The 18972-nt window shown below is 63.2% G+C and carries 18 protein-coding genes; 11 read left to right on the top strand and 7 right to left on the bottom strand.

Features of this window, described 5'->3' with window-relative positions; genetic code table 11:
• Nucleotides 1-81: 81 nt before the first annotated feature.
• The 3 genes from AC5P9N_RS06505 to AC5P9N_RS06495 all read left to right on the top strand — a co-directional run bounded on the left by AC5P9N_RS06505 (nt 82) and on the right by AC5P9N_RS06495 (nt 2581).
• Nucleotides 82-522 (top strand): DUF2231 domain-containing protein, encoded by a 441-nt coding sequence (locus AC5P9N_RS06505; protein ID WP_099484225.1) that lies wholly within the window; start codon nt 82-84, stop codon nt 520-522.
• On the top strand, nt 515-1825 hold the full coding sequence (locus tag AC5P9N_RS06500) for a PQQ-dependent sugar dehydrogenase (RefSeq protein ID WP_099484224.1): 1311 nt from the start codon (nt 515-517) through the stop codon (nt 1823-1825). The genes AC5P9N_RS06505 and AC5P9N_RS06500 overlap by 8 nt, the downstream gene beginning before the upstream one ends.
• Nucleotides 1826-1900: 75 nt before the next feature.
• Entirely contained in the window at nt 1901-2581 is a 681-nt protein-coding gene (locus tag AC5P9N_RS06495; protein WP_148239696.1) for a hypothetical protein, read from the top strand.
• Nucleotides 2582-2646: 65 nt separating this feature from the next.
• Here the strand turns inward: AC5P9N_RS06495 and AC5P9N_RS06490 are convergent, their stop codons facing one another.
• Nucleotides 2647-3303, bottom strand: a complete 657-nt coding sequence (locus tag AC5P9N_RS06490; protein WP_099484221.1) for an exopolysaccharide biosynthesis protein — start codon at nt 3301-3303, stop codon at nt 2647-2649.
• Between the two features lie 149 nt (nt 3304-3452).
• On the opposite strand from AC5P9N_RS06490, the gene yidA reads away from it, so the two are divergent.
• On the top strand, nt 3453-4286 hold the full coding sequence (gene yidA, locus AC5P9N_RS06485; protein ID WP_099484220.1) for a sugar-phosphatase: 834 nt from the start codon (nt 3453-3455) through the stop codon (nt 4284-4286).
• Between the two features lie 15 nt (nt 4287-4301).
• Here the strand turns inward: yidA and AC5P9N_RS06480 are convergent, their stop codons facing one another.
• The gene (locus AC5P9N_RS06480; protein ID WP_239498920.1) at nt 4302-4835 is read right to left on the bottom strand and encodes a hypothetical protein; all 534 of its coding nucleotides are present in this window, start codon (nt 4833-4835) and stop codon (nt 4302-4304) included.
• A gap of 302 nt (nt 4836-5137) precedes the next feature.
• Between AC5P9N_RS06480 and AC5P9N_RS06475 the strand changes: the two genes are divergently transcribed.
• Together AC5P9N_RS06475 and AC5P9N_RS06470 are read left to right on the top strand one after the other, a co-directional pair.
• On the top strand, nt 5138-7456 hold the full coding sequence (locus tag AC5P9N_RS06475) for a TonB-dependent receptor (protein WP_099484218.1): 2319 nt from the start codon (nt 5138-5140) through the stop codon (nt 7454-7456).
• Between the two features lie 165 nt (nt 7457-7621).
• Nucleotides 7622-8008 carry a hypothetical protein gene (locus tag AC5P9N_RS06470; protein WP_099484217.1) on the top strand — a complete coding sequence of 129 codons (387 nt, stop codon included), beginning with the start codon at nt 7622-7624 and terminating at the stop codon, nt 8006-8008.
• A 159-nt stretch (nt 8009-8167) separates the two neighbouring features.
• Here AC5P9N_RS06470 and AC5P9N_RS06465 read toward each other — a convergent pair whose 3' ends face one another.
• The gene (locus AC5P9N_RS06465; protein WP_099484216.1) at nt 8168-9667 is read right to left on the bottom strand and encodes a YifB family Mg chelatase-like AAA ATPase; all 1500 of its coding nucleotides are present in this window, start codon (nt 9665-9667) and stop codon (nt 8168-8170) included.
• A 262-nt stretch (nt 9668-9929) separates the two neighbouring features.
• Between AC5P9N_RS06465 and AC5P9N_RS06460 the strand changes: the two genes are divergently transcribed.
• A complete protein-coding gene (locus AC5P9N_RS06460) occupies nt 9930-10688 on the top strand; it encodes a carbon-nitrogen hydrolase family protein (RefSeq protein ID WP_099484215.1) in 759 nt (252 codons plus the stop codon).
• Between the two features lie 99 nt (nt 10689-10787).
• Here the strand turns inward: AC5P9N_RS06460 and AC5P9N_RS06455 are convergent, their stop codons facing one another.
• The 4 genes from AC5P9N_RS06455 to AC5P9N_RS06440 all read right to left on the bottom strand — a co-directional run bounded on the left by AC5P9N_RS06455 (nt 10788) and on the right by AC5P9N_RS06440 (nt 15288).
• On the bottom strand, nt 10788-13487 hold the full coding sequence (locus tag AC5P9N_RS06455; RefSeq protein ID WP_099484214.1) for an XVIPCD domain-containing protein: 2700 nt from the start codon (nt 13485-13487) through the stop codon (nt 10788-10790).
• 41 nt (nt 13488-13528) lie between these two features.
• Nucleotides 13529-14191, bottom strand: a complete 663-nt coding sequence (locus tag AC5P9N_RS06450) for an imm11 family protein (protein ID WP_024957931.1) — start codon at nt 14189-14191, stop codon at nt 13529-13531.
• Nucleotides 14192-14291: 100 nt separating this feature from the next.
• Nucleotides 14292-14888, bottom strand: coding sequence for a hypothetical protein (locus tag AC5P9N_RS06445; RefSeq protein WP_024957930.1), 597 nt, complete (start codon nt 14886-14888; stop codon nt 14292-14294).
• Between the two features lie 43 nt (nt 14889-14931).
• A complete protein-coding gene (locus AC5P9N_RS06440; protein WP_024957929.1) occupies nt 14932-15288 on the bottom strand; it encodes a hypothetical protein in 357 nt (118 codons plus the stop codon).
• Nucleotides 15289-15918: 630 nt separating this feature from the next.
• On the opposite strand from AC5P9N_RS06440, the gene AC5P9N_RS06435 reads away from it, so the two are divergent.
• From AC5P9N_RS06435 to AC5P9N_RS06420, 4 genes are all read left to right on the top strand, one after another.
• Nucleotides 15919-16521, top strand: coding sequence for a DUF998 domain-containing protein (locus AC5P9N_RS06435; protein WP_076739455.1), 603 nt, complete (start codon nt 15919-15921; stop codon nt 16519-16521).
• Between the two features lie 238 nt (nt 16522-16759).
• Nucleotides 16760-17089, top strand: coding sequence for a hypothetical protein (locus AC5P9N_RS06430; protein WP_012481479.1), 330 nt, complete (start codon nt 16760-16762; stop codon nt 17087-17089).
• 634 nt (nt 17090-17723) lie between these two features.
• Nucleotides 17724-18119 (top strand): hypothetical protein, encoded by a 396-nt coding sequence (locus AC5P9N_RS06425; RefSeq protein WP_143566062.1) that lies wholly within the window; start codon nt 17724-17726, stop codon nt 18117-18119.
• A gap of 58 nt (nt 18120-18177) precedes the next feature.
• Nucleotides 18178-18906, top strand: a complete 729-nt coding sequence (locus AC5P9N_RS06420) for a hypothetical protein (protein WP_208180471.1) — start codon at nt 18178-18180, stop codon at nt 18904-18906.
• Nucleotides 18907-18972 lie beyond the last annotated feature (66 nt).

Raw genomic sequence — 18972 nt, 5'->3', positions numbered from 1 at the left:
GCCCCGCCGGGGCATCATCGCGCGCCCTCACAACGCGCTGTGCTACTACAGTCCGTGTACCCTTCCGCACGGAGCACGATGATGGTCAATCCGCTCGCCCAGGCACATCGCGGGCTCGGCACCACGCTGTTCAGCCTGTTGAACCCGATACCCTTCGGCTTCTTCGTCGGTGCACTGATCTTCGACGCGATCTACCTCAACAGCGCCGAGGTGATGTGGGGAAAGGCCGCCGCCTGGCTGATCACCTTCGGCCTGCTGATCGCCATCCTTCCGCGCCTGATCAACCTGTTCGCGGTCTGGCGCCGCAACGGCACGGCCACCCGTATCGACCGCATCGACTTCTTCCTCAACCTGATCGCGGTGGTGCTGGCCATCTGGAACGCCTTCGTGCACAGCCGCGATGCGTATGCCGTTGCAGTGCCGGGCACGATCCTGTCGGCGCTGACCGTGGCCCTGATCGCGCTGGGCCTGATCCTGCTGTCACTGCAGCCGCCGGTGCTGCAGGGAGGTCGTCATGGCTAAGCACATCCTGCCCACCGTCGCCGCCTTGGCATTGGCCGCCGCCCTGTCGGCCTGCGCCGGCAAGGCCGAGTACCATCCGGCCGACCAGTCGGGCCCGCAGCCGCCGCTGCCCAAGCCGGCCAACTTCCTGATGCCGCCGATGCAGGTGCCCAAGGGCGTTGGCTGGGCTGATGGACAGACCCCCACGGTGGCCGAGGGCCTGAAGATCGAGCGCATCGCCGCCAACCTGCAGCATCCGCGGCGGCTGCTGACCCTGCCCAACGGCGATGTACTGGTGGTGGAAGGCAACGGCCCCGGCGAAGAACCGGTCACCACGCCCAAGCAGTGGATCGCCGGCAAGGTGAAGGCGCGCTCGGGCAAGGCCGGCAAGGGCGGCAACCGGGTCACCCTGCTGCGCCGCACGCCGGGGACGAACACCTGGACCCAGCATGTCTACATCGAAGGCCTGCATTCGCCGTTCGGCATCCAGCTGATCGGCGACACGCTGTACGTGGCCAACACCGGCAACATCATGCAGTACCACTACGTGCCTGGTGAAACCCGCATGTCCGACAAGGGCCGCGAGTTCACCGACCTGCCCAGCACCATCAACCACCACTGGACCAAGGAACTGCTGGCCAGCCGCGATGGCCGCAAGCTGTACGTGGGCGTGGGCTCCAACAGCAACATCACCGAAAATGGTCTTGCCGTCGAATACCGCCGCGCGGTGGTGCTGGAAGTGGACGTGGCCACCCGTGGCAGCCGCATCTTTGCGTCGGGCATCCGCAACCCGACCGGGCTGGACTGGGAGCCGAGCACTGGCCAGCTGTGGGCAGTGGCCAACGAGCGCGACGAGATCGGTGCCGACCTGGTGCCTGATTACCTCACCTCGGTGAAGGAGGATGGCTTCTACGGGTGGCCCTACAGCTACTACGGCCAGCACGTGGACGAGCGCGTGCAGCCGCAGCGGCCGGACCTGGTATCCAAAGCGATCGTGCCGGATTACGCCATCGGCTCGCACGTGGCGCCGCTGGGCCTGCTGTTCTACACCGGCCAGGCGCTGCCGCCGCAATACCACGGCGGTGCCTTCATCGGCGAACACGGCAGCTGGGACCGCTCGCCGCTGAGTGGTTACGAAGTGGTCTACGTACCGTTCAAGGACGGCAAGCCGACCGGGCGGCCGCAGACCGTGGTCAGCGGCTTCGCCTCGAAGGACGAGAAGACGCTGATGGGTGCGCCGGTGGGCATGGCCATGGATGCCGAAGGCGCGCTGCTGGTCGCCGACGACGTGGGCGACGTGGTGTGGCGGGTGTCGGCACGATGAAGGCCGCTGGCCGGCACCGGATGACCGGATGCTGGTCATTTCGTTACGATGCTCCCCGTCGATAGGGAGCATCGTATGAAGTTGAATCATGAAACGTCCAACGTGGCCGCGTTCAGCAGGAACCTGGAACGCGAGCTGGAGAACCTGGGGCATAGTGCCTATATCGCGCCAACCGACCATCAGGATGTTCGGCTGGGTGCGGACGTGCTTGCCTCAGATGGCCGGAACTTCTCGCTGATAGAGTTCAAGGATGAGAAGCGTGATGCAGCCAGTGAAGCAAGAAAGCCGCGCAGGAAGACGCTGTGCCGTCGCCTGGATGGGTGGTCTGACATCCATGCAAGCTGCCATCTGATCGGCTGGCGATCGCGCCAGGGGTCCAGTATCGAGTTTCCCGTGAGGAGCTACGGAACCTATGTCTGTACTCCCGCGATCATCCAACTTCCTCAGGCTGATATCACCTTCAGCAGCACCGTCTCCATCCAGTGCGAGACGGTCCAGGAGTTTGCACAGGCGATGGTGTCGCAGAAGGTCGGAGTCGACTTTCAGGATTTCAGGGACTACGTGCGATGGCTGCTGTCACTGGACGATGACACCGACGATAAAGGCGAAAATGACGATGCCAACGACGTCGAACTGCTGATGTGTTGTGTCGTAGACGGTAAGCTGTACACCAAGGAGTTCGCAAACCTCGCCGAACTCAAGCTCTGGATCGACAACGCGCCCGGCCCCAGCCCGCGTAGAACCTTTGTGATGTGACGTGACGTGCGTCCGCGTCCACCGTGGCGCGGCCTTGCCCGTATGCCCAACCCCGCAGCCGAGTATCAGATTGAGTTGCCACGCACCCCGTTGAACACGGACTCGGCAGCAAACCCGACGCCGCCCAGCAGTACGCCGAAATACACCACCGTGGCCACCACGAAGCCATAACCGGCCGCCACCGCAGCGCCATCGCGCTGGATGAAGCCTATGGCGAAGGACATCAGCGCCAGTGCGGGCAGCGTGTTGCTGAAGGGAATCGGCCCGGCCGGCGCCATCAGCAGCAGGGTGGCCACGACCAGCGCCAGGTTGTTCAGGCGCATCATCCTCTTCGAGCGCACCATCACCGCCAGCCGCATCGGCCGCGACAGCCGCTCCATGCGGTGCACCCATTTCAGCGCACGGCCCAGGTTGGCCTTCAGCTTGTCGGTGGCGATCTCGCGGCGCGCCAGCTTCTGCGGCACCCATAGCGGGCGGTTGCGCACCCGGCTCAGGCCGATCAGCAGGATCGAGGCGCCGAACACGGTGCTCAGCCCGGGAATCGATACGGGAATGATGAAGATGGCCGACAGCAGGATCACGATCAGCAGCAGGCCTTCATCGCCCAGCGCGCTGAGCAGGGTGGCGACGCTGACCTGTTCGCCGGGCAGCTCGTCGATCATCTGCTCGATCTGCTGGGCCAGGGGCGCGCTGTCGTTGGTTTCGGGGGCACGGTAGGTCATGCGTCGCAAGGTTCTCCAGGGAAGGGCGGTCAGCGGGCCGTCCTGCGGTGGGGGACGCACAGGCTCCCGCAGTATCCCGGCCAACGTGGGCAAAGAGGTGAACCGGGCATGAGGGGGTAAACTGGCGTGCCCCGCACGAGTTGAACGCAATGGACATGGGCCGCAGGCAATCGACCATCGAACTGGTCGCCATCGACATGGATGGCACCCTGCTGGACCCGTCGCACCAGCTCACCCCACGCGCCAGGAAGGCCATCGCGCAGGCGCGGTCGCTGGGCGTGCACATCGTGCTGACCAGTGGCCGCCCGGTTCCGGGCCTGGCGCCGTACCTGCACGAGCTCGGCATCACCGGCAACGACGACTACTGCATCGCCTGCAATGGCGGGCTGGTGCAGCGCGTCGGCACGCGCGAAACCGTGGTCGAGTATCCGCTCAGCTTCGACGATTTCCTGTTCTGCGAGCAGGTAGCCCGCGAAGTGGGCGTGCACTTCCAGGCGCTGGACAGCCAGCGCATGTACACGCCCAACCAGGACATCAGCTACTACACCGTGGCCGACTCGCATCTTTCGCGGATGCCGCTGTCCTATCGCCGCGTGGAAGACATGGACCCGTCGATGTCCTTCATCAAGCTGATGATGATCGACGAGCCCGAGGTACTGGATGCCGCCATCGCGCGCCTGCCCAGCGAACTGACCGAGCGCTTCGCGGTATTGAAGAGCGCGCCGTACTTCCTGGAAGTGTTCGACCACCGCGCAGGCAAGGGCCCGAGCCTGCAGAAGCTGGCCGAGCACCTGAGCATCGACCGCGCCAACGTGATGGCCATCGGCGACCAGGAAAACGATCTGACCATGCTGCAGTACGCCGGTACCAGCGTGGCGATGGGCAATGCCATTGATGCGGTGAAGGCGGTGGCGCGGTTTGAGACCAGCAGCAATGCTGATGACGGCGTGGCGCGCGCCATTGAGACCTACGTATTGCGTTGAGGCGCCAAGCGGCGCTCAGCGCCTCAGGCCCAGCACGCAGTGCGGAGCATCGCGCTGGCTGCGGACGATGATCTCCTGCGCTCCTACGGTGAGCGAATGGTGCTGCTCGTGGTTCCGCGCGATCAATGGCGCACCATGGCTGGGTGGATAGATGAATGGCTGCAGGGTGTAACGCTTAGCCAACCGCTCCAGTGGGAAGCATGGCGTATCCACGAACGTGACGAACAGAAGGCGGATTTCATCGTCCTCGCCGCGTATAACGCGATACTCCACGTTATCGATGGCAAAGCCATCGGCGGTCAGCATCGGCTGTGACCGGTAGATGCGCGGTCCTGCATCCTTCTCAAATGAAAACGGCGCGATGATGCCCAGCTCATGCAACTGGGCCGGGCTGATCGGCGACGACGTGGTGATGAGCGCGTCGATCAGGGCATCCAGACGCTTTGGGGAACGCACTTCAACTCTGTCGTGCGATAGCGCAGTTTCCATGCACGAAAGCAACATCATGCCAACGGTGGCTATTGCTTTCCAGGTGGTCCAGCGGATCATCAAGGCTCCTGCCAATCTGGAATCGGGTATCTGAAGATACCGGACAGGACGATACCTGCGTATAGCCGCGCTGTACCACCGTGCAATAGCGAATGCGGCAGTGCGATGCAAGAATTCCGCACGTCGAAATCACCCCATCGAATTCTGAGGCAGAGGATCGTCTTCCTCTGCCACTGACCGGCACGCACCGCGCCGTCACGCCTTCAACGCAACCGCATCGCCAGCCAGGGCGCCGACACCGGTGCTGCAACGCGCTGGGCGTGCGCCTGCGCCGCTCTCTCCCTGCACACGGATTTACTGCCATGAACACCCCACCCACGACGCGCCTCGCCCTGGCCATCATCGCGGCCATCACCGCACCTGCGTACGCCGCAGAAACGCACGATGCCGCGCACGACTCGCCCACCACGCTCAACGCCCTGCAGGTGATCGCCACGCCGCGCGGTGCGGCCGTGGCACCGACCCAGGTGGTCGGCCCCAACCGCTACATCATCAAGGCCGAAGACCTCGACGCGATAGTCACCGGCAACAACGGCCTGGCCATGCTGAAGCAGGTGCCGGGCGCGAGCTATACCGCCACCGACGGGCTGGGCCTGGATATCTCGGCCACCAGCCTGTTCGTGCGCGGCTTCCGCATGAACGAAATGGGCATCACCTTCGAAGGCGTGCCGCTGAACGACAACGGCTTCCTCTCACTCACCGGCACCAGCGTGGTGAACGTGGGCGTGCCCGATGGCATCGGCGCGATCACGGTCAGCCCCGGTGGCGCACCGGTCAGCGTGTTCTCCAGCAGCGTCAACGGCGGCAGCCTGGAATACCGCCTGCGCGAGCTGCAGGACACGCCCAGCCTGCGCGTGAAGCAGGGCGTGGGCAGCAACAGCACGCTGGTCACCACTGTATCCGGGCAGAGCGGCCAGCTCGGCGAGCATGGCCCGAAAGTGCTGGTCGACCTGCAGCGTGTGTCCGCCGACAAGTACCAGGGCGAGGGCACGCAGAACTTCCTGCGCGGCGACCTGAAGCTCCAGCAGGACGTCGCCTGGGGCGATTTCACCGTGTTCCTGTCAGACAGCAAGGCCAAGGTCTGGGGCTACAACAACATCTCCTTCGACATGATCCGCAAGCTGGGCTGGAAGGCCGACATCTTCTACCCGGACTACGCTTGGGCGTATTACGTGGCCTCGCCGGAGAACGCGGGCAATTCCTGCGGCGCCTACACCTGCGGTGAGCTGTCCGAACTGATTCCGTACGACACCGGCCAGATCACCCGTGACCGGGTGTCTTCGATCAACCATCGTTTCCAGATCAGTCCGGCGCTGAGCGGCAACGTGCAGTTGTACAACGCCAACAGCCACACCCAGGCCACGCTGACCGACCCGACCGTACCGTCGCCCAACGGCGCGCCGTTCTCCGAACAGGTGCAGACGCCGCGCCTCAACCGGCTGGGCGGCATGCTCAACCTGCAGTTCGAGGCGGGCGCGCACACCTTCACCGCCGGCTTCTGGCAGGAGAAGAGCAAGGCCGCAGCCAAGACCGAGTGGTACCAGCAGCCGCTGCTGGGCGAGGGCCCGCCGCTGAAGGCCACCGGTCCGTTCGATGTGTATGGCCCCGCGTTCAAGACCGACAACGCATCGAGCTGGGTGACCCGCTCGCGCCAGTTCTACCTGCAGGACGACATCGTGCTGAACGACACGCTGAAGCTGGGTGTCGGCTTCAAGGCCGTGGACTTCCGCACCAGCGGTGGCGGCCTCGGCGATGCCGAGGACCGGCCGGTGAACCGCACGCTGCGCGCGAAGAGCAACTTCCTGCCGCATGTCTCGCTGTTCTGGAGCCCGACTGAATCCACCGATGCCTTCATCGACCTGGCCAACACCATGAACGGCTACCGCGTGGCCCAGCGCGGCAACATCGGCTACACCGCCTCGGCGTGGACCATCACCGACCAGGAAGAGTTCGACCGCGTGGCGGGCACCCTGCGCCCGGAAAAGAACTGGAACCTCACCGTGGGCGCATCGCATCGCTTCGACCGGCTGACGATCACCGGCGACGTGTTCTACAACGACATCCGCAATCGCCTGCTGTCGGCGGCCATCGGCACTCAGTTTGCGCAGATCAACACCGTGCGGCTGATGCCGAAGATGCACGTGATCGGCGCCGACCTTGGCATCACCGCCGACCTGAGCGAACACCTGCAGTTCTACCAGGGCGTGGCCGTGGCCCGTTCGTACTACGACAGCGATTTCGTGGTGGGCGAGACGGTCTACCCGATCAAGGGCAACGCCCAGCCGGGCTACCCGCAGATCTCGCTGGTCAGCGACCTGTCCGCGCACTTTGGTGACTGGCGCTTTGGTGCCACCAGGACCTCGTACCTGCGCCAGCCCTTCACCTACGAGAACGACATCCGCGTGCCGACCTTCTGGCAGGTCAACACCTATGCCGCCTACCGCTTCGGTGCGGACAGCGCCGTGCCCGGCCTGGAGCTGCGGCTGGACGTGAGCAACCTGTTCAACCGCCACAACATCGGCACCGCCACCATCGCCGGCTCGTCGTTCTCGGGGGATTACCAGACCCTGCAGCGCAGCGCGCTACGGCAGCTGATGTTCAGTACCTCGATGACGTTCTGAGGCAACGAAGGCCGGGGTCAGAGCCCTTTGCTGCGCAAAGGGATCCGACCCCGCAGCCATCCCGTGATCGGGGTCAGATCCCTTTGCGCAGCAAAGGGCTCTGACCCCAGACCCAGCTTTGCGCGGCCGGCAGCGATTTTCCGGCAACGACGCAAGGTTCCCACAATGTTGCTGGGTCATCCTGTTGGCATGGCACAGCACAACCCGCGAACCCTGCTGTTCGGCATCCGGGGCCCAGGACGGCCCCGGCAGGCGCTGTCCGCGGCGCCTGTGATCGACCTGCAGACCGAGTACCAGTTCTGGCACGTCTACGAGCGCGTGGTCCGTCCGTTGCCCGGTGGGGGGCTGCGGCTGGCCTGGCTGGTGTGCCAGAAGGTGTACCGGGACCGGTGGCAGCACCCGGAGGACAGCGACGAGGCGGCGTTGTCGCGGGTGCTGTTTGGCGGGAACATGACGGCTGACCGGGCGTCGGAGCTGGCGGAGCTCCATGCGCTGGTCAGCCGTCGGGTGGCGCTGCTGGCGAAGCGGGGGCGGGTGGATTCCGCGGCGTGATGGCGGGGGCGGCATTAGCGCCGCCAGGCGGCCATGACCCGCTCCTGGTAGAGTCGACTGTTAGTCGACTGCTCTTCGCGTCGGCCCACCAGGAGACCGCGCTTCGCGCGCGAGTCGACTAACAGTCGACTCTACCAACGACCACTCGGGACGGTGCTTCTAGGGCTTTCCCCGGTCCAACTGCCGGTAACCAATAGCCTCAGCCAGATGCGCTGTCTGGATCACTTCGCAACCCGCCAGATCAGCAATCGTGCGCGCCACCCGCAGAATCCGGCGCATCGCACGTGCCGAAAGCTGCAGACGCTCGATGGCCTGCTCCAACAGATCCTGATCGGCCTCGCTCAGCTTCGTGCACGCCCGCAGCGCCGCTGGCGGCAGATGCGCATTGAGCGCGCCACGCGCCTGCTGCCGGGCGTGGGCGGCTTCCACCCGTGCGCGTACCGCAGCACTGGGCTCACCCAGCGGCGTGCTCTCCCGCAGCTCCACCGCGTCCATCCGCGTCACGCCGATATGCAGATCGATGCGGTCCAGCAACGGACCGGACACCCGTGCGCGATAGCGGTTGATCCGTTCATCGCTGCACAGGCAGCGGTTGCTGCGATCACCGGCCCAGCCGCACGGGCAGGGATTCATCGCGGCCACCAGTTGGAACCGCGCGGGGTACTGCACGCTGCGTGCCGCGCGGGCGATGCGGATGTGGCCGGACTCCAGTGGCTCGCGCAGGGTTTCCAGTGCGCTGCGGTTCCACTCTGGAAGCTCGTCAAGGAAGAGGACTCCATGGTGGGCCAGTGATATCTCACCGGGGCAGGGCGGGTTGCCCCCACCTACCAGCGCCGCCGCACTGGCACTGTGATGCGGTGCCCGAAAGGGCCGCTGCCGCCATCGTCTTGGGTCCAGCCCTTCGCCACTCACCGATGCAATCGCGGCCAGCTGCAGCGCCTCAGTCTCTTCGGTATCCGGCAACAAGCTGGGTAGGCGCGAGGCCAGCAGCGTCTTGCCGCAGCCAGGACTGCCGATCAACAACAGATGGTGCCCACCGGCGGCAGCCACTTCCAACGCGCGCCGGGCGTGCGCCTGCCCGCGCACGTCGGCCAGATCGGGTAGTGGCAACGGTGTCGTGTCCACGCGTTCCACGGGCGGCAACAGGCGCGGATTGCCCAACCCGGCGCAGCACTCCAGCAGCGTACGCGCTACACGCACATCGGCGTGCTCGGCCAAAGCTGCCTCTGCGGCATTCCCTGGCGGTACCACCAGGATGCGACCGGCTTCAGCGGCGGCAATCGCGGCCGGCAGTGCACCGGCCACCGGCCGCAGCTCGCCGGTCAGCCCCAGCTCGCCCAGAAACTCGTATTGAAGCAGCGACTGTGGATCGACCTGGCCGCTGGCCGCAAGAATGCCCAAGGCAATCGCCAGGTCGTAGCGCCCGCCTTCCTTTGGCAGGTCGGCGGGCGCCAGATTCAGGGTGATGCGCCGCTGTGGAAAGTCGAAGCGAGCGCAGAGCAGGGCGGCCCGCACACGCTCGCGGGATTCGCGCACGCTGGTTTCGGCCAGGCCAACGATCTGGGTGACAGGAAGGCCGCCAGAGAGATGCACTTCTACCCGCACCAGCGGGGCATCGACCCCGGCGCGGGCACGGCTGTGGACCAGCGCCAGGCTCATGTGTGGATTCCTGCGGATGGATGTTCGATGGTGCGGCAGGCATTCGGCACGGCGCCATCGGGCATTGCGGGTGAAACGGCTAAGGGGATTCCGGTCAAGGGCGATCCCTTTCCCTGAACAGATGTCGCTGCGCATCAGGAGTCGCCTCGCTGAAGCAACCCGATCGCGCCTCGATCCCCGATGGATGCACTCAACCGGCGGTTGCATAATCAGCGTACGAGGCGGTTCTTGCTTCGGCCTGCGTCTGAGTAGAGAGGATGGAATGAAGATTGTTGCAGCACAGATGCGATCAGCCCCTGGCGACATCGATGGCAATATCGAACGGCACGTGCACTTCATTGAACGGGCCGTCTCGTGTGGCGGTGCGGCGGTCTTCTTTCCGGAGATGTCGCTGACCGGCTATGAGCCACGGTTGGCCGAACAGCTGGCAATGATCCCAGATGACGCGCATCTGGAGGTATTCCAGTCTCTGAGCGATCAGCACCAGATTCTGGTCGCAGTCGGCGGGCCGTATCGCGGCAAGGATGGGCCGGAGATCGGCATGTTCGTCTTCCGCAGCGGTCAGGCACCGGCTGTCTACACCAAGCAGATGCTGCATGCCGACGAACTGCCTTATTTCAAGGCAGGAACCACGTCCCTGTCAGTAACCCTTGGAGAGGAAATTCTTGTCCCCGCCATCTGCTTCGAGTCGCTACAGATGGAAAGTGCATTGCGGGCCAAGGACGCGGGAGCGACGGTCTACGTTGCCAGCGTTGCAAAGAACATGATCGGTATGGAGCGGGCTCACCGCCACTACGCAACAGTCGCGCGGGAGCTTGGGATGAACGTGTTGGTATGCAACGGCGTGGGCCATGCCGATGGATTCGAGATGACGGGAGGGTCCGCCGCCTGGGACAACAGGGGGGCGCTGAAGTGCCGCGCCGGAACTGGAGACGAGGCATTGGTGGTGTATGACCTCGCAGATCAGAGCGGTAGTGCCGTGACACTCCCAGCAATGGGCACGCTCGGGAGTGCGGGCTAACCTCCGGAAGGCTTGAGATGTTCGGAGGGAGCATTCGCCTGATTCCGTCCAGGCAGGAACCCTGGCGTTCTCATGAAGAACCCAAGCGTCACGTTGCCATCAACCCAACCGCGGCCCCTGCCGGCTCTCTTCCTGCTGCCGTTCCTGCGCTTGTGCCAGCTGCTGCGACTGCTCCCGATCCTGAGCGCCGAGGCTCCGGTTGGCCGCTGCATACTGCTGCTCCGGTGCGACCGCCAGGGCGTCCTGTGTTGGCATCTGCACCCGGTTGGCGGCGGGGTCCGATGACGCGCCCGGTCCTGAGCGCGTCACGAACAGCGTGGCGCCCGCAGCACGGGTTTCGGTGGCTTCACTCAGTGCCATGTCTACCTGGTCGCCGGGCTTGAACCCGGCTTCTGCTGCAAGCCGGTAGGCGCTGGCCAGCAGGCGGTCGCTGCTCTGGTCCCACGGCTTGTTGTTCTTCTCATCCAGCATGGCTACCGACGAGCGCAGCTGTTCCAGCAGCCCGCTGCCATCTGGGCGAAGGGCCGTGCCGTGGTGCCGGTCTACGTCAGCGTCGTGCTGCGTGGCAGGCCTGGAGGTGTGTGGCGGCGATGCACTCGGTGCGGGCTCAGGTGAAGTTGGCGCGCGCGGCAGGGCATCCGCGGACTGCTGCTCCGCAGTCGAGCGCTGCACGTGTGCCTGGGCAATCTCCTGTGGCGTGGTGACGCAGACGATCTGCATGCGCTCGTCATCTTTCCCGGCCAGTGTGGCCAGCGAGCCATCCTTTTGCACCTGCAGCATGAACGTACCGAAGTCGGGCACGGCGCGTGCGTGATCCTGGGCAACGGCGGCTACGGCGTCATCAATCTCTTCAGCATTGCGCACAATGCCGGCACTACGGTAGGCGTCCACCACCTGGCTGCGCAGGCCGTATTCGGTTGGCGTGGGGTTGGCCCGGGCGATGTCGGCCATGGACGTCAGCTCCTGTACGCCGGCCTGCTGGCTCTGGCGCGTACGATTGAGCTCCTCGACGATGCTGCCCTCGGCCGGGTTGGTGCCGTACAGCCAATCCGGCGTTTGCCACTGCCCTTTGGCATCCTGCGTGTACTTCTCGCCGTTGGAAGCGCGCAGGGGCTGCGTCTGGGTCAGCGCGTTGGTGATCACCTCCGGTACCGGCTCAATGGTGGCGAACTCGTGCCAGTTGTACTGGTTGAACGCCACCTGGTAACGGGCGGCAAGCGCCTCCGGCGTGTTCAAGGCGTTCTGGGCAATGATGCGCTGCGATTCCCGTTCCAGTTGGCCCGACTTTTCCGGGCTGACAGGCACGCTGTAGTCAAAAGGGACGCGTCCATCAATCATCGCGTGGATGGAGAGGTTCCATTCGCCGTTGTGCGGATTGCGCACGTAGTGGCGGTTGGTTTCAAACGGCTCGCGCGGCGGCGCGCTCTCGCCGCCTGCATCAAGCTTGAAGGGGTTCTGCGGCCTGGGCAGGTTGGCCATGCCCAGTGAATACGAGTCGTTGGCGGCCTTGTAGTTCAGCTCGTCCGCCAGCCGGCCACCGGCGACCATGGTGGTCTCGCGGTAGCTTCCGTCGGGCTGCGGCGTGCGCACGCTGCGGCTCCAGGTGCCCTTGGCATCTTCCGGATCGCGGCTCCATTCGTTGCCGCTGCGGTCCACCTGGGTGTAAACCGCTTTCTTGTCCTGGTACTGCGCCCAGTACTCACCGCCGAAGCCACCGGCCACGCCGCCCAGCAGCCCGGTAGCCAGCGCACCTGGCCCGGTCCACGATCCGGTGAACAATCCGTACCCCGCGCCCAACAGGAAGCCGCCACCGAAGCCGCCTGCAGTGCGCCCCACGAAGTGGGTGGCCGCAGATTTTGCGCCGGCGTTGTTGCCCGCGCTGTGCAACTCGGCCACGCGGTGGCCGGTGATGGCGAAGTCCACGGCCAGTGCGGCAACACCCGCGGCCCCGAGTACGCGCGCGCCGGTAATCTGTCCGCGCGCGGCGGCAGCTTCGGCGGCACCTTCCGCAGCGCCAGCGCGCCCAGCAGAGCCTGCCAGTTCCGGAGCCGTGGTTGCCGGGCCAGGGCGCATGATGGTCAGTGGCATCTCCGGGTTGAACGCCGTACGCACGCGGGCCGCGGTGTGCTCGCTCAGCGGCAGGCGGCCGCCCTGGTTGGCCTCCTGGATTGCGGTGCCCAACGATGCGCGGCCCCCCCAGCGCTCGCTCAGGGTGGAGTTGCCGGATTGGTCGATGGCATCCAGCGCCGCCGTCACGTTGGCTTCGGAGTGGGTGACGCCGCGCCAGCGCAACTCGGTCGGGTTGAGGGTCTTCAGTTCCGCAATCTGCGCGGCGTGGGTGCGCTGGTAGCCGTCCAGATCGGCGAAGAAGGTGCGGATCCTGGCGTTGGCTTCGGCCGGGGTCATGTTCTCCGGCGTGTTGGTGACCAGGTCGCCGTTGAGGATGCCGGCGCGAAGCGTGAACTCCAGGTTCTGGATGCGGGCAGCCATACGCTCGGCGGCGGCAGCGCGCACATCCGGCGCAGAATCCTTCGCCAGCAGCGCTCGGCCGTCGTAGGTTTCTGCGAGGTCGTCGAGAACGAACTTCAGTTGATCCGAGTACGCACTCAACGGGCCGCCCGAGTGCGGCGATATACCCAACCGGGTTGCCAGCGCGGGGTTTGCGGGCAGGTTGAGGATGTTGTCGGAACCGTGGAGCGTGAAATGACCACTCCTGGCAAGCGACTTCAGCAGCTGGCTTTGTTCGAACGCATTCTGTTCGATCAGATGGTGTCCCTGGAAAACCGGTGTGTCGGCCATGCGCACCACCTCATTCAAGAATCCGTTTGAAGGCGCTCGTCCTAGAGATCGGCTACATCGCGCAGCCGTACGCCGGAGAAGTTGGCGGCATTCAATGCATCAAACATCGCGCGGTCGCAGATGGGCGGTGCGCCCATGCGATCCTGGCGGAAGATATGGGCATCGCCCACAACGTCCTGTTTGAACACCAGGCTGGCGCCGCCGACGAGGCTGTAAAGCTTCTCGTCCTCGCCGGTCTGATAATTGTGGTCGAGCTTGATTCTCACGCGGGACGAGGCTTCATCCAGAGCGTCGAGCCTGCGCAGCACATTGCCCAGGTAGTACTGAGGCCCGGGGCTGCCGTCGGCAAGGCTGAAGTCGCAGGCCACAAAGGCAAACGCCTGGGGGTCCATCTGCTCAAACAGCTGCTTCAACGGTTCCGACACAATCCAGATGCCAGCGAGCTCTTCCAGATCGCGTGGCATTGCGCCCTTCTCGGGCACATGAACCAGGTGGGGGCGCTCCGGATACTGGCCTGGCGTTCCATCAGGACGCGAGATGACATTCATCCCCGGATCGATCAGCTTGTCTTCGTTGGCGATCTCTATACCGGGTACCCCGCCGTTGCTCAGCAAGCCTGCGTCGATCAGGAAGAATTCGCCCTTGTGAGATGCGGCTTCGGCTGAAACTTCAGTGGCGGTCGATTCGGTCACGGGGGCTTCCATCATGGATGCGGGGGCAGAACGGGAAAAACCGTTGAGCCGATGCTAGCGGGGCTTCTGCGCAGCCACAAGTTGCGCCGAAACGGTGCCGAGGGCACGTGGTTCACGCGGCTCTTTTGGAATTTCGGAGCAATGCCGAGGATGATGCTGCCATTCCTTTCACTGCCTGCAATGGTCTGCTGGATAGGCGGAATGACGAGGGAGATTCCAGCCGAGGGTGGCCTGGGTCCCTGAACACGCAGCGCTGGTCATCAGGCACCGACCTGTCAAGGCGCCCAAGCCGTGCCTCAACCCACGAAGGCCCCGCACTTTCCACCAGCAACCGCCCCTGGCTCTGGTGCAGATCCAGCCAACGCTCGAAGCTGGTGCGCAGACGCTCGATGTCTGGCGCCCGCCAGCGTGCATCGGCGGGCATGCGGATCAGCACGCGCGAGGGCGCGTTCTCCACGTCCATCACCAGCACGCCCTTGCACCGGATCTCGAAGGACGTCGCCCCGGCATGGCGCGCGTGCAGTTCAAAGCCCTCGTGGGCCTTCGCGGTCACGAAGCCAAGTGCATCACTGTGCAGCAGGCGGTAATCGGCCGGCCGCAGCTTCTGGTAGGCCCACACCTGATCGCCCGCAGGCTCGGGCCACCCCATCCACACCGCCGCCATGATCGAGGCGCACACCGCCGCAGCGGCAAGGCTGTGGTTCTTCATTTGTCACCCCAGACACAGGCAGAAACGTACGCGCCACAAGCGCTCAGTCCTTGGGCCGTACCCGTTCGTGGATGAACGCAGTAAGCGCCAGATCGGCCATCACCAGCCCCTCCATCACCCGGTCGCCCACGTACTGCTCAGGCTCACCGTTCTGGCGCGTGCGTTCGGCCGCCAGCAGGATCTCCTGCACGATGCGCTGGCCAGTGAGTGCGCAGTCGGCGTCGGACAACGCCATCTGCCGGCTGCGCAGGTGATGCCGCTCGGGCCAGGGCTGGCCGTCGGCCGCAGCACCCGCGCCGATGGCGTGCAGGATGGCGATGAGGCTGTTGGGATCCAGGGCCGGGGCGGCCGAGGGCGCTTCCTGGATCGGGCGCGGGGGAGGGGAGTGCGGCGTGGTCATGGCGGGCTCCGTGCAAGCAGGCAGAAGCCGCCACCGATAAAGGTGGCGGGCAGAGCGTGGCTCGAAAACCGGTTGCTAGACAAAGCCGGCGGGCACGAGGCCCCCACGCCCCGCCCGCCATAGCCGGCAGACGGATTGCCAGCCGGCACCACGTGCGGTGGTGCCGGCTGGCAAGCGCAAACTTACGTCTAGCAATCCGGGTTTTCGAGTCCCGACCACCGATGCACGGTGGCGCAGTAACGATTACCTGCTGTTGTTCGGAATGCCAACGGGTAGGGGTCAATGCCGCCAAAACCCGAGACGCTTTTGGCATTGTCGCATAGCGTGGAAAGGGGCGAGAGCCTTGGTGTGCTAGGCGCAGCGGCACTTCTGGAACGGAGTCGTCAGAACCTTCCGTCAGAGATGTACGGCGCGGCAAATGCGACAGCATTGGTCTGACGGTCGCTGATGGATGCCGCGTAATTCGCCTCCATGCATGAGTGACTTTCTGCCTATTGACCCCGTGGGGCGTCACGCAGAATCTGACTACCGTTGTAGTCACCAGGAACTGTCCTGCCCGCAGCAGGAAGGTTCTGCGGCGTTTGAACGGACTCCACCCACCGGCGCAGGCCGCTACAAGGATCACTGGACGTGTTACGCCGCAATCGACTTCTTCTGTCTGCGGGTCTGCTCCCGCTTCCGTGGTTCCTGTTCTGGACCAGCGTCGCTGCCCTGTTCGCGCCGGGTTACAACCCGCTTGCCCAGCACGCCAGCGAGCTGCTGCAGGCGCCAATGCTTGCAAGCATTTGCGCCAGGATCGCCGCCATCGGCTCTGGCGTAGGCTTCGTGGCGTTTGCCATCGGGACATGGCGGGAGTCCGGTCGCCGAATTGCAGTAGGTGCAATCTGCTGGTTGGTCTTTGGCATTTCCATGCTGACCAACGGGCTCTGGCCCATGGGCCATCCGATGCACGGCTTCTACACCATCGGTATCGCCAACATCATTGCACCGGCGATGTCGCACATCGAATTGAGCGCGTGGTCGGCCAACCGAAGGGCGTACGCCGTGACCGCTATGGTGAGCATCGCGGGCATCGTCTATCTCTGGTTGAACGTGTTGGGAGCGGATCCGGAGGGCTTCAGGGGGCTGACCCAGCGGCTGTTCTCGTCGATCAACTCGCTGTGGCCGTTCCTGGTTGCGCTGTACCTGATGCGCAGGGATTCAAGCGCGCTGAAGGCGGAGCCTGTGCATTGATGGCGGCGCGCGACAGGAACATAGAGGGCCGAACAAGGGCTTCTCGATTCTCCGGCCCCAGCTCAAGGTGATCTTCTCGGGATTCATGCCAGGGTGCTCACTGTTCAAGCCGTGGGTGCTCTTCAACCATCTGTTCCTTGATGCTGGCACCACGGGTGGTAAGAGGGGAAAGGTCGTGCGCGCCTTCTGCTATAAGTAGGGACCGCGCCCAGAGGGCCTTTTGGAAGATTGTGGGCTCATGGAGTTGTACTGGCGCTTGTTCACCAGTTGCACATCGCAGCAGGCGGCTCTCAAGGTCGCGGCGCGGATGTTTGAGCAAGCAGGTCTTGAAGTCAGCAATCTCCACGCCGAGCCATATCACAAGGGCGGCTTCATGGTGAGTGCCTGCTCCCGTCATGCTGCGCAATCGTGGCCTGAGTTTGTGGTTCTTGCCCTGGCTTCGGCACAGTGCACCGGCCGCGGATGGCTCCTGAGTGGTTCAATTGCGGAAGAGCTGGATGCTTGGTCCAATCATTCCTTGGTTTCCGGTGTTTCGTCTATCCATATCCAGGCGGAAAGGCGGGAATGACGAATCGCTGAAGTAGATGCCTAGTTCCGGCTTGGAGCTGCTCCAGAGACCAAAGCCGCTAGCCGGTAATCGCCTTGCAGTAGCGTGTCACGAAGAATGAACTCGTAGGATTCCAGGTGGTTGCCATGCGTAGTGGGATGAGTCTCTGCGTACTCTCCACGTGGAAGCAGCAGCATGAAGACGAGGACTTTTTGGACATGTTCAAGTAGGGGCCGGCTCGAACATTCTCTCAGGGCCAAACCGCTTCGTGGCTGGGCGTGGTTGAGATATTGCGAGTGTCCGCATCTGGCCACAGGGCGTCATGCGAAACATAAAGGACATTGGCTCGGTCAATGAGCCCACCGCCGGGTCCGGGTACGCGCTGGCTTGTCAGCTGCGCATGGTCGGTCTAGGATCGAACTGCATTAAGGTGAAAGGCCGCCATGCGCTGTTTTGCGGATAAGCTGTATAGCCGGACCCTGGGGTCGTCTATTAGATAATTAGCCGAGAGGAGCAATTGATGGAGCTTGATGGGCTGACAACCCCGGGGCAAATAGACGCGAAAGTTCGAGACTTTTGCAAGTCAATCAGCAAGGGGGCGCCCATATTCGTTGATGTTATCCCCGAGCTTTGGTGTCGACAGTCATGTTGCGAGATGAATGTCGATAAGCTGATAGAAGGGCGTGGTGGCGAAAAGGTGCTTGGGTACAAGATCTGGTACCTGCCCAAGTCTTACATTGAGGCTGAGCGCCACGTAGTTCACAAGCTGGGCGATGTTTTTCGTGACCCTACTTTTAATGCGGATGGTGAAGATAGGATTCTTTTTGTCGCTGACGATGATCAGAGGGGCGGCTATATGGGGCGCCCAATGAAGATTCGGCGTGGTTTCACCAATCAAGCCAGAAGATTCGTTGAGGTTTCCAATGCCCATGAGTCGAGTTCTCGCATCCAGCAGTTGGATAATGATCAGTCTTGGAAAAGGATGATTACCTATGCGGATTGGTTGAATGGCAAGCGGCAAGCGAACATGTGGATTGAGCAAATCGGCTAACAATTCATCCAGGCCGACGCCGCTTCGCGGCGCGGCTTAACTAAAATTCTAGAAGGCTATGGCCAATCTTCCAGCGACCATTGAAACATCTGTTGTAGAGTCAATGAAAAGTCCGTCTTTAATTGACCTCACCCTGGAGGTTGGGGAGGTCGCTATCGACTCCCTTCTCGATGATGGGCTTGCCAAAGACATCCCTTTCTTTGGCTTAATAATGAAGGCTAATGATGCGGTTACATCAATCAGTGCCAGGATATTTGCTGCAAAGATATACAAATTTCTTAAGGTTATTGGACAGACATCAAAAGAGGAGCGGGAACGCGTCATTGACGATATATCCCGAAAAAAGGGCGGTACCGAGGCGGCGGGAACAGCTATCCTCGACCTGATTGATAGACTTGATTCAGAGAAAAAGCCAGAATTCGTTGGCAAACTATTCAATGCATGTGCTAGAAGGGATATTGCCGTCGATGAGTACCTTCGTCTCGCAGATATCATATCGAAAGTATATTTGAAAGACATTGAGCTGCTCTCAGATCCGCACCCGGGCGGACTCGCTACATCCCAGCAGAAGAATATATTCATGGCCAACGGTTTGATGATCATGGGGATAAAGAATCCGTCGCGCGGCAGTGAGTCAGGTGCAAATATGTTGAAAATTGCGTCGGACATATACGAGAAGCCGTTTGATTTGACCTATAAGCTCACGCGATCGGCGGCGCAAATATCTCTGCACTGCTTTGGGCTGGATCGCTTTTCTGATCGCGGCATTGAAGGTTTCGTTAGCTAGTCGTCGAATAATTCATTCAGGGTCGATGGCGGGTAACTGATCTAACGTCGATGAGACGTGTGGATT

The organism is Stenotrophomonas sp. YJH_SMC_6, from assembly GCF_059371335.1.
This window is presented reverse-complemented; position numbering and strand designations above follow the sequence as displayed.

Excerpts from the sequence above, each read along its gene's own strand:
- AC5P9N_RS06450 (WP_024957931.1), bottom strand. The coding sequence starts at position 14,191 with ATGGAAGCCCCCGTGACCGAATCGACCGCCACTGAAGTTTCAGCCGAA.
- AC5P9N_RS06505 (WP_099484225.1), top strand. The coding sequence starts at position 82 with ATGGTCAATCCGCTCGCCCAGGCACATCGCGGGCTCGGCACCACGCTG.
- AC5P9N_RS06500 (WP_099484224.1), top strand. The coding sequence starts at position 515 with ATGGCTAAGCACATCCTGCCCACCGTCGCCGCCTTGGCATTGGCCGCC.
- AC5P9N_RS06430 (WP_012481479.1), top strand. The coding sequence starts at position 16,760 with ATGGAGTTGTACTGGCGCTTGTTCACCAGTTGCACATCGCAGCAGGCG.
- AC5P9N_RS06460 (WP_099484215.1), top strand. The coding sequence starts at position 9,930 with ATGAAGATTGTTGCAGCACAGATGCGATCAGCCCCTGGCGACATCGAT.
- AC5P9N_RS06420 (WP_208180471.1), top strand. The coding sequence starts at position 18,178 with ATGGCCAATCTTCCAGCGACCATTGAAACATCTGTTGTAGAGTCAATG.
- AC5P9N_RS06470 (WP_099484217.1), top strand. The coding sequence starts at position 7,622 with ATGTTGCTGGGTCATCCTGTTGGCATGGCACAGCACAACCCGCGAACC.
- AC5P9N_RS06455 (WP_099484214.1), bottom strand. The coding sequence starts at position 13,487 with ATGGCCGACACACCGGTTTTCCAGGGACACCATCTGATCGAACAGAAT.
- AC5P9N_RS06480 (WP_239498920.1), bottom strand. The coding sequence starts at position 4,835 with ATGATCCGCTGGACCACCTGGAAAGCAATAGCCACCGTTGGCATGATG.
- AC5P9N_RS06475 (WP_099484218.1), top strand. The coding sequence starts at position 5,138 with ATGAACACCCCACCCACGACGCGCCTCGCCCTGGCCATCATCGCGGCC.
- AC5P9N_RS06490 (WP_099484221.1), bottom strand. The coding sequence starts at position 3,303 with ATGACCTACCGTGCCCCCGAAACCAACGACAGCGCGCCCCTGGCCCAG.
- AC5P9N_RS06440 (WP_024957929.1), bottom strand. The coding sequence starts at position 15,288 with ATGACCACGCCGCACTCCCCTCCCCCGCGCCCGATCCAGGAAGCGCCC.
- AC5P9N_RS06495 (WP_148239696.1), top strand. The coding sequence starts at position 1,901 with ATGAAGTTGAATCATGAAACGTCCAACGTGGCCGCGTTCAGCAGGAAC.
- AC5P9N_RS06445 (WP_024957930.1), bottom strand. The coding sequence starts at position 14,888 with ATGAAGAACCACAGCCTTGCCGCTGCGGCGGTGTGCGCCTCGATCATG.
- AC5P9N_RS06465 (WP_099484216.1), bottom strand. The coding sequence starts at position 9,667 with ATGAGCCTGGCGCTGGTCCACAGCCGTGCCCGCGCCGGGGTCGATGCC.
- AC5P9N_RS06425 (WP_143566062.1), top strand. The coding sequence starts at position 17,724 with ATGAATGTCGATAAGCTGATAGAAGGGCGTGGTGGCGAAAAGGTGCTT.
- yidA (WP_099484220.1), top strand. The coding sequence starts at position 3,453 with ATGGACATGGGCCGCAGGCAATCGACCATCGAACTGGTCGCCATCGAC.